This window comes from Moorena producens 3L, assembly GCF_000211815.1.
Taxonomy (GTDB): Bacteria; Cyanobacteriota; Cyanobacteriia; order Cyanobacteriales; family Coleofasciculaceae; genus Moorena; species Moorena producens.
In genome coordinates, this window is sequence record NZ_GL890840.1 from 261,073 (window position 1) to 276,225 (window position 15,153).

General features: G+C 43.0%; 19 protein-coding genes. 13 read left to right on the forward strand and 6 right to left on the reverse strand.

Annotated features, from left to right (window positions below; translation table 11 throughout):
* The first annotated feature begins 395 nt into the window (after positions 1-395).
* From LYNGBM3L_RS07615 to LYNGBM3L_RS07630, 5 genes are all read left to right on the forward strand, one after another.
* Complete coding sequence (locus tag LYNGBM3L_RS07615; RefSeq protein WP_008181031.1) at positions 396-929, forward strand: helix-turn-helix transcriptional regulator; 534 nt, start codon at positions 396-398, stop codon at positions 927-929.
* Positions 930-1,128: 199 nt separating this feature from the next.
* Complete coding sequence (locus tag LYNGBM3L_RS45525; RefSeq protein ID WP_131826954.1) at positions 1,129-1,338, forward strand: hypothetical protein; 210 nt, start codon at positions 1,129-1,131, stop codon at positions 1,336-1,338.
* Between the two features lie 38 nt (positions 1,339-1,376).
* A complete protein-coding gene (locus LYNGBM3L_RS07620; RefSeq protein WP_008181033.1) occupies positions 1,377-1,844 on the forward strand; it encodes a helix-turn-helix domain-containing protein in 468 nt (155 codons plus the stop codon).
* Between the two features lie 67 nt (positions 1,845-1,911).
* Positions 1,912-2,829 (forward strand): nucleotidyltransferase domain-containing protein, encoded by a 918-nt coding sequence (locus LYNGBM3L_RS07625; protein WP_008181035.1) that lies wholly within the window; start codon positions 1,912-1,914, stop codon positions 2,827-2,829.
* Positions 2,830-2,835: 6 nt separating this feature from the next.
* Positions 2,836-3,594 (forward strand): nucleotidyltransferase domain-containing protein, encoded by a 759-nt coding sequence (locus tag LYNGBM3L_RS07630; protein ID WP_008181036.1) that lies wholly within the window; start codon positions 2,836-2,838, stop codon positions 3,592-3,594.
* A 5-nt stretch (positions 3,595-3,599) separates the two neighbouring features.
* Here LYNGBM3L_RS07630 and LYNGBM3L_RS43005 read toward each other — a convergent pair whose 3' ends face one another.
* Positions 3,600-3,740, reverse strand: coding sequence for a hypothetical protein (locus LYNGBM3L_RS43005; protein WP_154659706.1), 141 nt, complete (start codon positions 3,738-3,740; stop codon positions 3,600-3,602).
* Between LYNGBM3L_RS43005 and LYNGBM3L_RS07635 the strand changes: the two genes are divergently transcribed.
* The 3 genes from LYNGBM3L_RS07635 to LYNGBM3L_RS07645 all read left to right on the forward strand — a co-directional run bounded on the left by LYNGBM3L_RS07635 (position 3,739) and on the right by LYNGBM3L_RS07645 (position 6,159).
* A complete protein-coding gene (locus LYNGBM3L_RS07635; protein ID WP_008181038.1) occupies positions 3,739-4,353 on the forward strand; it encodes a hypothetical protein in 615 nt (204 codons plus the stop codon). The two genes, LYNGBM3L_RS43005 and LYNGBM3L_RS07635, sit on opposite strands and share 2 nt — an antisense overlap.
* 331 nt (positions 4,354-4,684) lie before the next feature.
* Positions 4,685-5,260, forward strand: coding sequence for a Uma2 family endonuclease (locus LYNGBM3L_RS07640; protein WP_008181039.1), 576 nt, complete (start codon positions 4,685-4,687; stop codon positions 5,258-5,260).
* Between the two features lie 131 nt (positions 5,261-5,391).
* Entirely contained in the window at positions 5,392-6,159 is a 768-nt protein-coding gene (locus LYNGBM3L_RS07645; protein ID WP_008181041.1) for an SDR family NAD(P)-dependent oxidoreductase, read from the forward strand.
* A 266-nt stretch (positions 6,160-6,425) separates the two neighbouring features.
* Here LYNGBM3L_RS07645 and LYNGBM3L_RS07650 read toward each other — a convergent pair whose 3' ends face one another.
* A complete protein-coding gene (locus LYNGBM3L_RS07650; protein WP_008181043.1) occupies positions 6,426-6,656 on the reverse strand; it encodes a hypothetical protein in 231 nt (76 codons plus the stop codon).
* A gap of 288 nt (positions 6,657-6,944) precedes the next feature.
* Between LYNGBM3L_RS07650 and gcvT the strand changes: the two genes are divergently transcribed.
* A complete protein-coding gene (gene gcvT / locus LYNGBM3L_RS07655; RefSeq protein ID WP_008181046.1) occupies positions 6,945-8,102 on the forward strand; it encodes a glycine cleavage system aminomethyltransferase GcvT in 1,158 nt (385 codons plus the stop codon).
* A gap of 100 nt (positions 8,103-8,202) precedes the next feature.
* Here the strand turns inward: gcvT and LYNGBM3L_RS07660 are convergent, their stop codons facing one another.
* Both LYNGBM3L_RS07660 and LYNGBM3L_RS07665 read right to left on the reverse strand, forming a co-directional pair.
* On the reverse strand, positions 8,203-8,643 hold the full coding sequence (locus LYNGBM3L_RS07660) for a DUF4079 domain-containing protein (protein WP_008181048.1): 441 nt from the start codon (positions 8,641-8,643) through the stop codon (positions 8,203-8,205).
* Positions 8,644-8,982: 339 nt separating this feature from the next.
* Positions 8,983-9,369 (reverse strand): DUF1830 domain-containing protein, encoded by a 387-nt coding sequence (locus tag LYNGBM3L_RS07665; protein WP_044492458.1) that lies wholly within the window; start codon positions 9,367-9,369, stop codon positions 8,983-8,985.
* Between the two features lie 459 nt (positions 9,370-9,828).
* Between LYNGBM3L_RS07665 and LYNGBM3L_RS43010 the strand changes: the two genes are divergently transcribed.
* Genes LYNGBM3L_RS43010 through LYNGBM3L_RS07675 form a run of 3 tightly spaced genes read left to right on the forward strand, consistent with a single transcriptional unit; the run spans position 9,829 to position 13,001 of the window.
* A complete protein-coding gene (locus LYNGBM3L_RS43010; RefSeq protein WP_154659707.1) occupies positions 9,829-9,975 on the forward strand; it encodes a hypothetical protein in 147 nt (48 codons plus the stop codon).
* Between the two features lie 32 nt (positions 9,976-10,007).
* Positions 10,008-11,591: a photosystem II high light acclimation radical SAM protein gene (locus tag LYNGBM3L_RS07670; RefSeq protein ID WP_008181051.1), complete on the forward strand. Its 1,584-nt coding sequence runs from the start codon at positions 10,008-10,010 to the stop codon at positions 11,589-11,591.
* Between the two features lie 57 nt (positions 11,592-11,648).
* Positions 11,649-13,001: a DICT sensory domain-containing protein gene (locus LYNGBM3L_RS07675; protein WP_008181053.1), complete on the forward strand. Its 1,353-nt coding sequence runs from the start codon at positions 11,649-11,651 to the stop codon at positions 12,999-13,001.
* 33 nt (positions 13,002-13,034) lie between these two features.
* On the opposite strand, the gene LYNGBM3L_RS40025 is transcribed toward LYNGBM3L_RS07675, so the two are convergent.
* Positions 13,035-13,277 (reverse strand): hypothetical protein, encoded by a 243-nt coding sequence (locus tag LYNGBM3L_RS40025; RefSeq protein ID WP_131826956.1) that lies wholly within the window; start codon positions 13,275-13,277, stop codon positions 13,035-13,037.
* Between the two features lie 13 nt (positions 13,278-13,290).
* Here LYNGBM3L_RS40025 and LYNGBM3L_RS07680 point away from each other — a divergent pair, with 13 nt between their 5' ends.
* A complete protein-coding gene (locus tag LYNGBM3L_RS07680) occupies positions 13,291-13,926 on the forward strand; it encodes a pentapeptide repeat-containing protein (protein ID WP_008181057.1) in 636 nt (211 codons plus the stop codon).
* On the opposite strand, the gene LYNGBM3L_RS36085 is transcribed toward LYNGBM3L_RS07680, so the two are convergent.
* Positions 13,897-14,136 carry a hypothetical protein gene (locus LYNGBM3L_RS36085; RefSeq protein ID WP_202799165.1) on the reverse strand — a complete coding sequence of 80 codons (240 nt, stop codon included), beginning with the start codon at positions 14,134-14,136 and terminating at the stop codon, positions 13,897-13,899. The genes LYNGBM3L_RS07680 and LYNGBM3L_RS36085 overlap by 30 nt on opposite strands.
* Between the last annotated feature and the right edge of the window lie 1,017 nt (positions 14,137-15,153).

Sequence of the window (15,153 nt, forward strand, 5' to 3'; positions counted from 1 at the left end):
GAAGCGTTCGCTTCCGCGTGGCCTACGGCCTCCAGCTTCCGCGCTTGTGCAATCGGAGCCTCTGTCAGTAGACATACTGCCAAAGTCAGTCACAATATCCCACCAACACTTAGGTGCGCAAGACCCATTAAGAATTAAATTCGCCACTGGTCGCACCTCAGGAAACCTCTTCACAATCCTGTTCACAATGCTTTGCTACTTGATGTTTTAATAATTCAAATTAGAGCCAGCTGAGAGCTCAAAATTATTATACTTTATTATACAAATTGTCAAGTGCCAATTTTGGATCATCTGTTGTGATCACGAGGTGATCCAAACCTGATCCAAAACTGTGTCTAGCACAGCCTGGGCAAATCCGGAATTCTGGATAATGTGTAATTCAGGTTTAAGTAGTCATGGCACAAACAAGGTCAGAACCCCCATTACTGATCCAAGCAATCCTTGAGGGGTTTGTGGATGGGGTGCTGATTCTAACTACTAACCAAGATTGGTTTCATGCCAATGAGTGTGGACGTCGAATGTGTTCTAAAATCACTCAAGGTAGGTCACAGATAAATTCTATCCCTGACCCAATTTGGCGAGTTTGCGAATCATTAATTGATAGTCGTGAGTGGTTTTGCGATCGCAAACTAATTATCGAAGCTGAAATTCAAGTGGATAAGTCAGTTAACTTTCGGGTTAGGGTTAGATGGTTAACGTTAGAGTTATCTCCAGAACCTTACCTCTTAGTAACCCTAGAAGATCAAAATCAATCTTATCAAATTTCCGCTAGCACTGATGCTCTAAAATATGGCTTAACGCCCCGGGAAGAGCAAATATGGTCACTTAAAAAAGCCAACTTTACTTACCGAGAAATTGCCCAGCAGCTATTTATCAGCATCAATACGGTTAAGAAGCACCTAAAAAATATTTACGCTAAACAAAAATAATGATAGGCATCACCATTATTATATAGCAATACTTGTTTGATGGACTTTATTAATTGGTTTTATGGAGTAGGTATTGGTAGAAAATAAATTTAAATTTGTTCAGGTTTTTAATTTATAATTCAACGAATAAAGTTATGACTATATAGCGTTGATTGCAGTTATGAGGTACAGTCTTTTTTGACGTTGATTCCCTGTTTTGATGCAGCGCATTCCTATTCCCTATTCCCTGTTCTCTCTTCCCTGTTCCCTGTTCCCTGTTCCCTGTTCCCTGTTCCCTGTTCCCTGTTCCCTGTTCCCTGTTCCCTGTTCCCTGTTCCCTGTTCCCTGTTCCCTGTTCCCTGTTCCCTGTTCCCTAAAATCCCGAAATTTTGTACCTCATAGCTATGATAATTGCTATAAGTTTACTTAAAAAAATTAATAATTTAAAAAATATGGGATAAAAACTCTATGTCAAATCAAGAAAACCGAAAGTTGGATAAGTGGATTAATAGTAATCCAGATTCAAGAGAATTAAAAAGAGCGCTAGCTGTAAAATTTGCCATACAAGGCTGGAAATATCAAGCAATATCCGAATCATTAAATGTATCAAAGAGCTTCATTAGTAAGTGGAAAAAAAAATTTAATTCAGCGGGTGTAGAAGGATTAAAATTATCTTACAAAGGGGGTAAAGGCTATTTAAATAAACAAGAAAAAAAAGAAGTTATCACTTGGATAAAAAAACGATATAGATGTAACTTTGAGCAATTAGAGGGTTATTTAATTGAAGAATATAATGTAGTTTTTAAATCCCCAACTAGCTATTATAAATTACTTTCTGAAGCCAGGATGAGTTGGGAAGAGTCAAAAAAAAATAATCCTTATAAAGATCCAGATTTATTGGATAAAATACTGAATCGTATTTACAATCAAGCCTAGTTTTACATCTTACTTAAGAATGCTATAATATTTTAATATTAGGGTTTATACAAAAAACTTATAACAAATGAATCCTCACTTAATCTTGCCAGTCGGTACCCAAGTGGTAACTCGTGTGGCTGCTAAAAACTCTGCGGGTGAAACATTATGTGTACAAGGAGCAGTCGGTGTAATAGTCAAGGCACCAACAGATGATTCCCATGCCTATCGGGTGCGTTTGCCTGATGATAGGGAAGTTACCCTACGTCGCCATGAATTTAGTATTCGTAAACACTTCCAAAAAGAAGGGTTACAGCTCTCGGAAGACTTACTCACAGAGTTAAATTTATATGATCATGTTATCTACCGCTGTGTAGTAGGGTCGAGAGCATTTGGTCTCGATGATGAAAACTCTGATATAGACAGACGGGGTATTTACCTGCCACCAGCTGTGGTTCACTGGTCACTGTATGGGATTCCGGAACAGTTAGAAAAGCACGAGACTCAGGAGTGCTACTGGGAGCTTCAAAAGTTTATCATTTTGGCACTGAAGGCTAATCCAAATGTGTTGGAATGTCTCTACACACCACTAGTGGAAACAGCCACTCCTATAGCAGAGGAATTGCTAGCTATTCGAGATATTTTTCTGTCTAAGTTGGTTTACCAAACCTATAATGGGTATGTGATGTCCCAATTTAAAAAAATGGAGCAAGATTTTCGGACTAAAGGAGCAGTTCGATTAAAACATGCTATGCACTTAATCCGTTTATTGCTCTCAGGGATCACAGTCTTGAAAGAGGGGTTTGTACCAGTGAAAGTTGAGGAGTATCGGCAACAACTCCTAGCCATCCGTCGGGATGAAATGCCATGGGAGGAGGTTACGGCTTGGCGATTGAGTTTACATCAAGAGTTTGATGCTGCTTTTGCTAACACCAATTTGCCAGAACGTCCGGATTATGAAGCAGCTAATGGGTTTTTGATTAAAGCACGTCAAAGTATGGTTTAGTTATATATGAATTTAAACCAAAAACTACTATCTGTAATTTATACTCAACCCCATCCACTGTTATTCGCTACCCTCAGTGGAGCGCATTTGTATGGTTTCCCTTCACCAGATTCTGATTATGATTTGCGTGGTAGTCACATTCTGCCAGTACAGAAAGTTATAGGACTAGAGCCGGGACCGGAAACGATTGAAGTTTCGGAAATTCGGGATTCCATAGAACTGGATCTAGTCACTCACGATATCAAAAAGTTCTTTGAGATGCTGCTGAAAAAGAATGGTTATGTCTTAGAGCAGCTGTACTCACCCCTAGTGATTCATACTACACCGGAGCATGAGGAATTAAAAGCGATCGCAAAACAATGCATTACTTGCTACCATGCCCATCACTATCTAGGATTTTCCCGAACTCAATGGAAACTGTTTCAAAAGATGAGTCCATGTCGGGTCAAACCTTTGCTTTATGTCTATCGGGCGCTGTTGACTGGTATCCATTTAATGAAAACTGGCGAAATAGAAGCTAACTTGGTTAAGCTCAATCAGGTGTTCCAGTTACCTTATATTCCAGATTTAATTGCTCGAAAGCTAGCAGGAGCAGAAAAGTCTGTATTGGAAGATACAAATATTGAATTTCATGAGGGAGAATATAGTCGTCTACAGAGTCAATTAGAGGAAGCTTCTGAGTCTAGTTGGTTACCAAAAGCACCATCAGCTAAGGATGCTTTGAATGATTTGCTCTGTAGATTGAGGATGGCAAATTTAAATTGAAATTGCTATATAGCAAAGGGAACATCGGATCTGGGAACAGGAAACAGGGAACAGGGAACAGGGAACAGGGAGTAGGGAGTAGGGAGTAGGGAGCAGGGAATAAAATTTATAGGAAACTCTATAATAACTATTCGCAATTGTGACATGAGATTAAAAGGATTAGCAATTCCTAGTGTTATGGTTGCTCTGCTTGTGCTTGGTTGTGCTAGTGAAAGCCCAGCAGATAAAACCCAGCCTCGGAACGTAGCAGGGGATTGTAGCGAACGCCAATGTCAGGAAGTTTTAGCTGACCTTGGCGATAGTTTTCCTGAACAAATAGCTGAATGGGAAAGGGAGTGTAGTGATAGCAAACATTTAAGTTTAAAGGTTTTTCAGAATCAAGGACAACCCCAGCGAGTCAGCTTTTTTTGTTGGGATAAACCTATAGGAAATGGCAGTCGCACTGGTACATGGTTAGGGGTTTTGCCCTTAGTAGCCAATGATTCTACGTTTGTGAAGCCATTAGTTTGCTCTACTTCTGACCAACAGTGCCAGAAAGTATTGCCTCAATTACGAACAAAGGCTCCAGAGCTAGTCCAGAAAGCAGAATTTAAATGCGCGACTAAACAGGGGTCTCTATTTTTGAGAGTTTCTGAGCAGGAAATCGATATTATATGCGGTTTTTTCGCGACCTCTGTTTGGGATGATAATGGCGATGGTTTAGTGGATAATGAAGACCCAGTTAGTGTTGATATTTCAGTGGGTACTTTTAAACCCTAAGGTAAGCATTCAGCGGTCAGTGTTCAGTGGTCAGTGGTCAGCCGTTGGCCTTTGGCTGATAGCTGATAGCTGATAGCTGATAGCTGATAGCTGATAGCTGATAGCTGATAGCTTACGCTAATTTAGTATAATATCAAAAAATACTCCCAGCTCTTTACTACGATTCCCGATTCCCGATTCCCGATTCCCGATTCCCGATTCCCGATTCCCGATTCCCGTTCCCCTCCTGGGAGGGGTTAGGGGTGGGTTCCGATTCCCGATTCCCGATTCCCGATTCCCGATTCCCGATTCCCGATTCCCTATCTCCCCGAAATTGCTATAATTATCAATTATGACTGCTCTTATTCTCAACTTAGCTCCCACGATTAAACTAACAGATGAACAGTTCTTCCAACTCTGTCAGGACAATAAAGATTTACGTCTTGAGAGTACCAGCAAGGGAGAACTAATTATCATGGCACCAACGGGATGGAAAAGCGGAAACCGGAATAGCCGACTGACGCAACGTTTGGGTAATTGGGCTGATAGTGATGGAACCGGATTAGTGTTTGATTCTTCAACGGGCTTTACGCTTTCTAATGGTGCCAATCGTTCTCCTGATGCCTCCTGGGTAAGGGTAGAAAGATTAGAAGCACTTAATCGGGATCCTGATAAATTATTACCAATGGCTCCTGATTTTGTGGCGGAACTCCGCTCTGTTAATGACAACCTGAAGACGTTGCGGGAAAAGATGCAAGAGTACATGGACTGTGGTGTACGTCTAGGTTGGTTAATTGACCCTCAAAATCAACAGGTAGCAATTTATCGCCCTGGGCAGGATAGGGAGGTTTTGGAATCCCCGAGCAGCTTGTCAGGAGAGGATGTGTTGTCTGGATTCGTGCTAGATTTATCACAAATTTTGAGCTAATGTTGTTTGTTAAGATAAACCTTAAAATTATCTCCGGATAATTACCCTTAATAAAAATCTCTCCTATGTCCCTAAACTTCCCAAACTTCTCCTACTCCCTACTGTCTACTCCCTGCGCGGAGCCCTAATAAATGTCTATAGATGGAATTAACAACGCTAATGCCTTAATTATCGGTTCCAGCGGAGGTATTGGTCTGGCTTTTGTCAAACAATTGCTGCAAGATGAAACGTTTACCAAGATTTATGGCAGTTATCGTAACCGTGATTCTAGTTCGGAATTAATTGGGCTTGAAAACAACTATCCTAATCGATTAGTTTGTCTATCGATGGATATTACCGACGAGTTGCAAGTATCTGAAGCTGTCAAACAAATCAGTGTAGAGATAGACAAACTCCACTTAGTGATTAATTGTGTTGGATTGCTTCATGACGGCAGCTTACAACCAGAAAAAAGCCTGAAACAGATTAATTCAGAACACTTGATCCGTTACTTCCAGGTGAACAGTATTGGAGCAGTGCTGCTGGCTAAACATTTATTACCATTATTCCGTCATAGCGATCGCAGTATTTTTGCTAGCATTTCTGCCAAAATTGGCAGTATTGGTGATAACCAACTGGGAGGATGGTATGGCTATCGAGCATCGAAAGCAGCCTTAAATATGTTTATGCGAACAGTGGCAATTGAATACAGTAGAAAAAGTCCTCAAACTATCGTTGTTACCTTGCATCCTGGTACAACCAATACGCGCCTTTCTAAACCCTTTCAAAAAAATGTACCTGCTGATAAGTTATTCCCAGTAGAGCGTACTGTTACTCAACTACTGGCGGTGATCGAAAAGCTGGATAAAGGGGATAGTGGACAGTTTTTCTCCTGGGATGGAAGCGAGTTACCTTGGTAAACTACTGTAAGCTATCAGCTATGAGCTATCAGCTATGAGCTATCAGCTATGAGCTATCAGTTATCAGCTTTTGAATAAAACAGGTAAGGATTAGTTTAATAGTCACGAAAGTCTTTTGAATAAAACAGGTAAGGATTAGTTTAATCTGAGGAAAAAGGTTGATTTTAAGCTGACCACTGACCACTGACCGCTGACCGCTGACCGCTGACCGCACCTCAAGTAGCGCATATGCTTACATAAAAACTTAATTCAGTCTTGATAACTGACTAGTTTGAGTCGTCTTTGGCCACCTTATCTCTGGGAAAACCGGATATCAATCCGCTTTCAATCATCAAACCAATCCCGGCATTAATCACCACTAAGCTTAAGGTTCCTAACCAAAACCAAGGCTCTCCTTCAATTCTTTTAGAAACGGCTTCTCCAAATAAGCATAAGCCTAAGGGAAAAAGCAGAACTCCAACTTGAGATTTGATATACCAAATTACTTTCTTGTTCATATTAGTGGGATAGTCTTTACCAAGATAATATAGTACCTTAACAGTGATAAATTTAAAAGGGGCGTATTTACTAACTGTTTAGCAACTGTTGTTAAAAAAACGCGAAATTGTAACGGGCAAGATGCCCATTCCACATTGTGCTACACGGCCAAGATGCCCATTCTACATTGTGCTAAACGGGCAAGATGCCCATTCCACATTGTGCTACGCACACGCTACGGGAACGCATCTGATAATAGCAGATAGATGGTACACTAACCTGATAACTGAACACCATTATTAAAACCCGTGGCCAATTCCCCAGGATCTCCAGAGTCCCAATCCGAAACCCCTAAACTGGCTCGCACTCCCCTCTTTGACCAGGTGGTAGCACAAAATGCCCGCTTGACAGCTTTTGCCGGTTGGGAAATGCCAGTACAATTTAGCGGATTGAAAAAAGAACATGCTGCAGTACGAACTGCTGTCGGAATTTTCGACATCTCCCATATGGGTAAGTTTGCTTTTAATGGTAAGCAACTACGGGAGCAATTGCAGTCTCTAGTGCCTTCGGATTTAACCCGCTTGCAACCGGGTCAAGCTCAATACACGGTGTTGTTAAATCCGAATGGTGGAATCATTGATGACATTATCTTCTACTACCAAGGTGAGGAGGAGTCTGGGGAGCAGCGGGGGATGATGATTGTTAATGGAGCAACCTGCACCAAAGACAAAGACTGGTTGTTAGCTCACCTGGATGCTGACTCAGTTACCTTACAAGACCTCTCAACATCAAAAGTCTTGATTGCAGTACAGGGACCATTGGCAATATCACATCTTCAGCCATTTGTCAAAGAAGCCTTAGCACCAGTCAAAGCATTTGGACATCTAGAGGCAACGGTGTTGGGGAAACCGGCATTTATTGCTAGAACCGGTTACACAGGGGAAGACGGATTTGAGCTGATGCTAGACCCAGATGTCGGCATAGAGCTGTGGCACAAACTTTTAGAGTCTGGTGTCACTCCCTGTGGTTTAGGTGCCAGAGATACCTTGCGCCTAGAAGCGGCTATGGCACTCTACGGACAAGATATTGATGATACCACGACACCCTTAGAAGCTGGGTTAGGTTGGCTAGTGCATCTTGATAGCAAAGGAGACTTCATCGGACGCTCGGTGCTAGAGCAACAAAAAGCAACGGGGATCGAGCGCAAGCTAGTTGGGATCCAGATGCAAGGAAGGCAGATTGCTCGCCATGGTTACCCAGTCCTAGCTGATGGTGAGGTGGTAGGAGTTGTTACTAGTGGTACATTAGCACCAACCTTAGGAAATGCGATCGCACTAGCCTATGTTCCCAGAAAGTTGGGCAAAGTTGGACAGCAGCTGGAAGTAGAAATCCGGGGTAAATCCTATCCCGCCGTTGTGGTCAAAAAGCCTTTTTATCGCTCTCAAAATCGTCCATCGGCAAAGTAAAGCTATCCATCCCTGACAGATAACTTTAAAGTTTAAAGTTAAAAGTTTAAACTTTAAACTTTCGATAAATTTAAAATCGAAACTAACAATTAACAAATGACTAATGCCTAATATATTTCTGCACAACTTCCCAACCAGTAAGGGAAACCCAGGTAAATCCCACTAGCAAAGCAATGTTAGTAGCAACGTGAACAGCCCTTGCTAAGGGTTCTTGAGGGCTAATTTGGGTAGCACTAAAGGCTGAGAGTAATACCAGTGCTACCACAGACCATCCAGCTATTAAGTGGGCTGAATGGCCTAGATGACCGTAATGGCCGATGGTACCTACTAAACCAATCCCCAGCAGAACCAAGACTAGAGCGACCATGATCCAACCAATGATGTAGTGCAGAGGGCGTAACCAAGTCGGTCGTGGACGTCCAGAGTGACGTTGAGAAAACACAATGCTGCCGGTGATTGCCAGGAGTACATAGGCAAAGAGGGATAAACCCATAGACCAAGCAGCAATTTTCCAGAGCCAGAGAAAAGAAGGCAGATTCACAGGGTGATGGAGTGATGGGGTGATGGGGTGATGGGGTGATGGAACAGAATCTCAAGATCTGTTCTTGTTCACTTTTGAATTACCCTTGCTATGGTTACAGACCAAGTGACAAGTTACAAGTCTAGCACTATAGCCTATTTAGCTTGAACTCTCAACCTACCTGACAAGGGACGCCTGGGCAAGAACAACCTTCAACCTTCAACCTTCAACCAAACAACCTTCAACCTTCAACCAAACAACCTTCAACCTTCAACCAAACAACCTTCAACCAAACAACCTTCAACCAATGAAAAAGGGGTTGCTCCTGTTGTAAGCAACCCCAACGTATAGAGATAGTAACTAGACCGCGCTAACCAGGGTAGGCAATTTTTCAGTGAACACTCTTTGACTATCAACTGTTTCTGGATGTGGCTTGATATCGGCAGGTTGGGCTGATTCGGCGGAAACAGGATAGCCATAAGCATTACCACTTTGGCTAACCAATAAGCGGTCACAAGGGATAGTATCTGAGAGAATGGCACTTGCCATCATCCCTGTATGTATTTCTAGAAGAGCCTGTGGCGGTGCTTCAAAAACTAAGCGCTGCCCTGGGAAAACAACTCTTTCAAAGTACCAGTTAGGTATATTCGTTATTCTAGCAATCTGGATCTGGCTAGTGGCGTTCACATAGCAGCACAGAACGGAATCTTGGCTATCTGAAGGAATAGGATCAAAAATTTGTGTCATATCTATTAATTCTCTAAAGGTTAATTTATTACAAACACCAAGGTAGCATTTATGATCCCGGCGAGCTGTAAACATGGCTACTAATTATTGAAGTCTACCTCAGCCTATCACCGACAAAACCGCGTCAGTATGCTAATTATTGGTATTATTTAGGATTATTTGCTTTTTTTAGCGATATTCAGTATAAATCAGGTCTAATGCTCATTCTATAAAGCCTATTATAGTACTTTACTCTATTAGATGACTTGATGCTGATTTTTGATCCCTATAGACAAAACTACCATAAGGTTGAGGTAAATCCCTAATTTTGGTAAAGTTAAGATATGTAAAAACCAATTTCATAATTGTTGCCCACCCTTGGTAGCTTCTGCCCGCCGTAGTCTCAAAGTAGAGAAAATGGCGGTAGATAAATCTGTCTATAACTCTGGGTATAGATCTGGCTTGAAATCTTGAGCTTAATTGGCCTTTTGGCCTTTCGGCCACGCTACGCGAACGGCCACGCTACGCGAACGGCCACGCTACGCGATGGGCTTTGCCCGCGCCAAAGGCGATCGGAATTGGTCAAGAATAACCCAAACTAACCTTACTGATAAAAAAAACTTATAATAACAAAAAAACATTACTATAAACAGTTACCAATGGAACAGAAAATACTATATGTTCGCCTTCCGTGTAATCCAATCTTTCCGATCGGGGTGGTTTATTTAGCTGACCATGTTCATAAACAGTTCCCGGGTGTAGAACAGCGCATTTTTGACTTGGGAACTGTACCTCCTCTAGACTTTGCCAGCGCCTTGGATACTGAGATAGACCAATTTAAACCAACCCTGTTGGTATTTTCCTGGCGCGACATTCAAATTTATGCTCCAGTGGGTGGTAGGGGTGGTAACCCGCTCCAAAATGCCTTTGAGTTTTACTATGCTCGCAATCCCTTGGTGAAATTACGGGGAGCGTTGGGGGGTCTGCGTTTAGCGGCGTCTTACTATGGCGAACTGTGGGGGAACTTGGGGTTAATCAAACAAGGACTCAAACGGGCTAAACGATATAACCCAGACGCTCGCTTGATTGTGGGGGGTGGAGCAGTTAGTGTATTCTATGAGCAGTTGGAAAATAAACTGCCAACTGGAACCATCGTTTCCGTTGGAGAAGGGGAAACCTTACTCACGAAAATTCTCCTGGGTCAGAACTTCGATGATCAGCGCTGTTATGTGGTAGGGGAAGCTAAACCACGCGATCGCATGATCCATGAGTCTCCCACTCCCATTGAAAAAATTGCTTGCAACTACGACTATATTCAAAGCATCTGGCCCAGCTTTGATTATTACTTCCAACAGAACGACTTTTACATTGGAGTTCAAACCAAGCGTGGGTGTCCCCATAACTGCTGCTACTGTATCTATACCGTTGTAGAAGGCAAACAGGTAAGGATTAACCCGGCAGATGAAGTGGTCGCAGAAATGCGCCAACTCTATGACCGAGGCATCCGCAAGTTCTGGTTCACTGATGCCCAGTTCATTCCTGCCAAAAAATTCATTGGTGATGCCGTTGAACTGTTGCAGAAAATCCTTGATGCTGGAATGAGCGACATTAACTGGGCAGCATACATTCGGGCAGACAATCTCACCCCAGAATTATGCGACCTGATGGTAAAAACCGGGATGAATTACTTTGAAATCGGGATTACCAGTGGTTCTCAGGAACTGGTGCGGAAAATGCGCATGGGCTATAACCTACGCACCGTACTGCAAAACTGTCGTGATTTAAAAGCAGCGGGCTTCAATGACCTAGTTTCCGTCAACTATTCTTTCAATGTAATCGATGAAACCTTTGACACCATTCGCCAGACTATTGCCTATCACCGGGAACTAGAGCAAATATTTGGTAGGGATAAAGTCGAACCAGCCATTTTCTTCATTGGTCTACAACCCCATACCCATTTAGAACAGTACGCCTTTGACAAAACTATGCTCAATCGGGACTATGATCCCATGAGTCTGATGCCCTGGACAGCTAAGAAACTCCTATGGAATCCCGAACCCCTAGGGTCTTTCTTTGGTGAAGTTTGTCTGGAAGCTTGGCGGCAAAATTCCAATGATTTTGGCCGTGAAGTGATGAAAATCCTTGAAGAAAGACTAGGAGTCGCTCCATTAGAAGCAGCCCTCACTGCCCCAATAGTAGCAAATAAACGCCAAGAAAAACAACTGGTCAGTTTAAGTAAATAGAAAGGTGAAATGGCAAAATTTAATTAACAAAATTTAATTAACAATTTTTTAGTAACCATGCGCTCAGGTTCGATATTACAAAAACTAGAACAAGCCCATCGCGGCACCAAAAAACCTTTAAGCTTTGGAGTTTATTACAAAAATACCTTAGTATCGCTGTGCCATGCCCTAGAAGACTTTATCCTAGAGTCCGACAGTGCTCCACTAATGATTACGGCCTTCCAGCGGGGCCAATGGTATCTTGAGGAAGCTGAACGCTACGGCGATATAGCGGTAAAATCATCTCAGGTGGTAATCCTAGCAGCACCAGATACTGGCTTTGCTGAACATCCCACCAGCCAGCGGTCGAATGTTGCCCTAGTTAGTTTAGATTCCTCCGATCCTGTAGCTCAAGAGTGGCACTTGATTATTATTTCCGAGACATACACAGCAATGGTGTTATGTCAAGAATTATCTGAGTCGGATTATGGCACTCAAGGACTGCCAGAGCAAGACCGAGAGCGCAAATTCTACGGATTCTGGACATTTGAGCCAGACTTGGTCAGGGAGACAGTGGAGTTTGCGATCGCTCACATTGGTAAATATAAGCCAGACTTGCAAGCCAGCTTAACTGCACAACTTCAACAGATTATCGAAAGCACCAAGCCACGAGACTATATTGGGGCAGTGGTGAATCGGGTCGTGAACTATCTTCAGAAGGGTCAACAAGAGTTACCTTCCCATACCTCCCCTAGCCATGTTCAGGTGTTAGACGATAACCTGGTTTCTAATGAAATGCAGGCTTTCTTGCGTATGGCCCAGCTAATTGACCAAGCGGATGCTGTCAATCCCAATGCTGGCGCTGAGGTAAAAACCTTGTGTGAGACTATCGGGCAGTTGCTGGATTTACCAGCATGGCAACTGAAACGTTTAAGTCTGGCAGCACTCTTGCACCGTCTATCCCCCTTGCAGGGGGTTAACATAGAACTACCCCCTAAGTCAGCTGCTCAGAAAGACGTAATCGAGAAGCAGGAATCTCTTCCGAGGGGATCGGTGTTACGGATTATGCCTCGATTACAGGCTGTCGCTAACATTATTACCCATCAAACCGAATCCTGGGATGGTTCAGGACAACCGGATGGCTTAGCTTACGATAATATTCCCTTGGAATCGAGGATTTTGAGGCTGATGGCCTATTTTCAGCAGCAACTCAATACCCATGAATCTGAGGAGGATGCTCTGTCTATTGCCCTAAGAAGCTGTCAGGCATTGTCAGGGGAAGCGTTTGACCCTAAACTGGTGGAAACCCTGGGACTGATAGTGATGGGAATGCAGCAGGGTATGAGTTTGCAGGCTAATCAGCCTAAAATTGCTTCAGGAATGTGGTTGCTTGATTCCTTATCTGAGGAAAGAGTAACGGTTGAAGGATGAAGGAAGAAAAGTTGAAGGTTATATGGTTGAAGGTTATATGGTTGAAGGTTGAAGGTTGAAGGTTGTTCGCGTAGCGTGGCCTTTTGGCCAAGGTTGAAGGTTGTTCGCGTAGCGTGGCCTTTTGGCCAAGGTTGAGGGTTGAAGGTTATTGGGTTGAAGGTTATTGGGTTGTTCGCGTAGCGTGGCCTTTTGGCCAAGGTTGTTCTTGCCCAGGGGTCCGGTGTAGGGTAGGGTGAAGGATGAACAGTTGAACGCGTAGCGTGGCCTTTTGGCCAAGGTTATCTGGTTGATGGAAATTGAAGCAATTCGGGCGGGGAAAGTAAAGCAACTGCCAGGAGCAGATTTGGAAGATGAGGATCTTTCCGGTAGCCAATTGGAAAAAATTAATCTTGCTGGTGCAACACTTGTGGGGGTAAATTTCTCTGGCTCTAATTTGAATGGTGCTCGTCTCGATGGTGCTAACTTAATTGGTGCCAAACTCGAATCTGCTGACTTGCGGGGGAATTTGCTAGGAGCTAATTTGATGCAGGCGGATTTGAGTGGTGCGGACTTGCGGGGTGGTAATCTCCGAGGCGCTAATTTGATGGGGGCTAAGTTGAGTCAGGCTTCCTTTACCGGTGCTTTTTTAAGTGGTGCCAATTTGATGGGGGTGAATTTGCAAGGGGTAGATTTGCGAGGGGCAGATTTGCGAGGAGCTAATCTTAATAGTGCCAATTTGAAGGGAGCCGATTTGTCTCAGGCAGATTTACAAGGGGCAACCTTAAGTGAAGCAAATCTGGAAGAGGCCGATCTCCGTGGAGCTAATCTATCTGGTAGTAATCTCAGTGGGGCGAATTTGCTTTGTGCTGAGATGGATGGGGCTTCTTTGAGTGGTGTTAATTTGGATCGAGCTTGTTTAGTGGGAACCTGTGTGCCTGAGAAATAATTGGCAATAGTGGGTAATCGATTGGGGTCTTTCGTGAATGGCAAGGGGGGACATGATTTCTAAATTTCCTTGATAGTAGGTCAGCCGCACTTGTCGCTTTTCCCCAATTTCCTCAAGAATTGTTTCAAAGTCTTGCCATTTAAGGTTATCTATAGTAATGACACTACCGGGTGTGAGTTGGATAGCTTTGATGGGTATATTGACACTCACCGCCCTGGAAGGACGGGGATTCTTGCTTCCACGGGGTGACTTGTTTAACCAGGCCGGAGCCAGGAAAAATAGAGGTCTCCTCTCCACAAGCGTATTTGGTCTTTGACCTAGGTTTCGGTGTGCCCCACCGTACCTTTATGTTTATCTATTTAACTAGATACTTTTTTATCTAAATTCTTCATAGACATTTAAGTCGTTAGACCCAATTACGCAATATGTACGCTCTACATATTTTTTACGTTGCCTACTTATGTTTAGATAGTATCTAGCTGGTACAAAAGTCTATTGCTTATAATTTTAGAATAGCACATCTAGTGTAAACTTTCAATACGAAGTCTAAAAGAAAAGCCGTCCTATAAGGACGGGGCTTTAAACCCAATAATTTTGGTAACGGTCATGGTTTTTGCTCAACTTTACCAATGCTAACCAGTCGGTAAGTTTAATCCTAGAACAAATTAGTTTAGTAGGGTACGTTATTAATTCACCCTAGTGGCGTGGCATACCTTAAATGTTGCTTTAGAAAAATACCATAATCTACTTTTAACAAGGGTTTAGCAGAAAAAACTATTGCACTATTTTAGCTGTGCCACGCCACTAGAGGTAATGCACCCTAAAGGTAGTGTTACTGCGTAAGTCCTGTAACCTTAGCCAAAAGGCCACGGGTGCGCGTTCAACCCTATAACCTTGGCCTTTGGCCACGCGTTCACATTCAACCTTCAATCTTCAACCAAATAACCTTCAACTAAATAGGGCTTGCTGAATAAGTCTACAAAGCGACTTTAGAGGCTACACAGCTTGAGAAATCTGAGTTTCACCCCTTGGTTTCCCAAGAAAACCCAGGGATTTCCGACAAAAGTACCAGGTTTTTGAGCGACAAGATGCCTATTCCTTGCACTTGTTTTGGGAAAAAAGGCTTGAAAGCCTTGTCGGGTATGCCTTCTGCATTCATGCAGCCAGCCCTAAATAACCTTGGCCAAAAGGCCAGGCTAGGCGAACACCCTTCAGCAGTCAACAAAA

Excerpts from the sequence above, each read along its gene's own strand:
- LYNGBM3L_RS07615 (WP_008181031.1), top strand. The coding sequence starts at position 396 with ATGGCACAAACAAGGTCAGAACCCCCATTACTGATCCAAGCAATCCTT.
- LYNGBM3L_RS45525 (WP_131826954.1), top strand. The coding sequence starts at position 1,129 with ATGCAGCGCATTCCTATTCCCTATTCCCTGTTCTCTCTTCCCTGTTCC.
- LYNGBM3L_RS07620 (WP_008181033.1), top strand. The coding sequence starts at position 1,377 with ATGTCAAATCAAGAAAACCGAAAGTTGGATAAGTGGATTAATAGTAAT.
- LYNGBM3L_RS07625 (WP_008181035.1), top strand. The coding sequence starts at position 1,912 with ATGAATCCTCACTTAATCTTGCCAGTCGGTACCCAAGTGGTAACTCGT.
- LYNGBM3L_RS07630 (WP_008181036.1), top strand. The coding sequence starts at position 2,836 with ATGAATTTAAACCAAAAACTACTATCTGTAATTTATACTCAACCCCAT.
- LYNGBM3L_RS07635 (WP_008181038.1), top strand. The coding sequence starts at position 3,739 with ATGAGATTAAAAGGATTAGCAATTCCTAGTGTTATGGTTGCTCTGCTT.
- LYNGBM3L_RS43005 (WP_154659706.1), bottom strand. The coding sequence starts at position 3,740 with ATGTCACAATTGCGAATAGTTATTATAGAGTTTCCTATAAATTTTATT.
- LYNGBM3L_RS07640 (WP_008181039.1), top strand. The coding sequence starts at position 4,685 with ATGACTGCTCTTATTCTCAACTTAGCTCCCACGATTAAACTAACAGAT.
- LYNGBM3L_RS07645 (WP_008181041.1), top strand. The coding sequence starts at position 5,392 with ATGTCTATAGATGGAATTAACAACGCTAATGCCTTAATTATCGGTTCC.
- LYNGBM3L_RS07650 (WP_008181043.1), bottom strand. The coding sequence starts at position 6,656 with ATGAACAAGAAAGTAATTTGGTATATCAAATCTCAAGTTGGAGTTCTG.
- LYNGBM3L_RS07665 (WP_044492458.1), bottom strand. The coding sequence starts at position 9,369 with ATGACACAAATTTTTGATCCTATTCCTTCAGATAGCCAAGATTCCGTT.
- LYNGBM3L_RS07670 (WP_008181051.1), top strand. The coding sequence starts at position 10,008 with ATGGAACAGAAAATACTATATGTTCGCCTTCCGTGTAATCCAATCTTT.
- LYNGBM3L_RS07675 (WP_008181053.1), top strand. The coding sequence starts at position 11,649 with ATGCGCTCAGGTTCGATATTACAAAAACTAGAACAAGCCCATCGCGGC.
- LYNGBM3L_RS07680 (WP_008181057.1), top strand. The coding sequence starts at position 13,291 with ATGGAAATTGAAGCAATTCGGGCGGGGAAAGTAAAGCAACTGCCAGGA.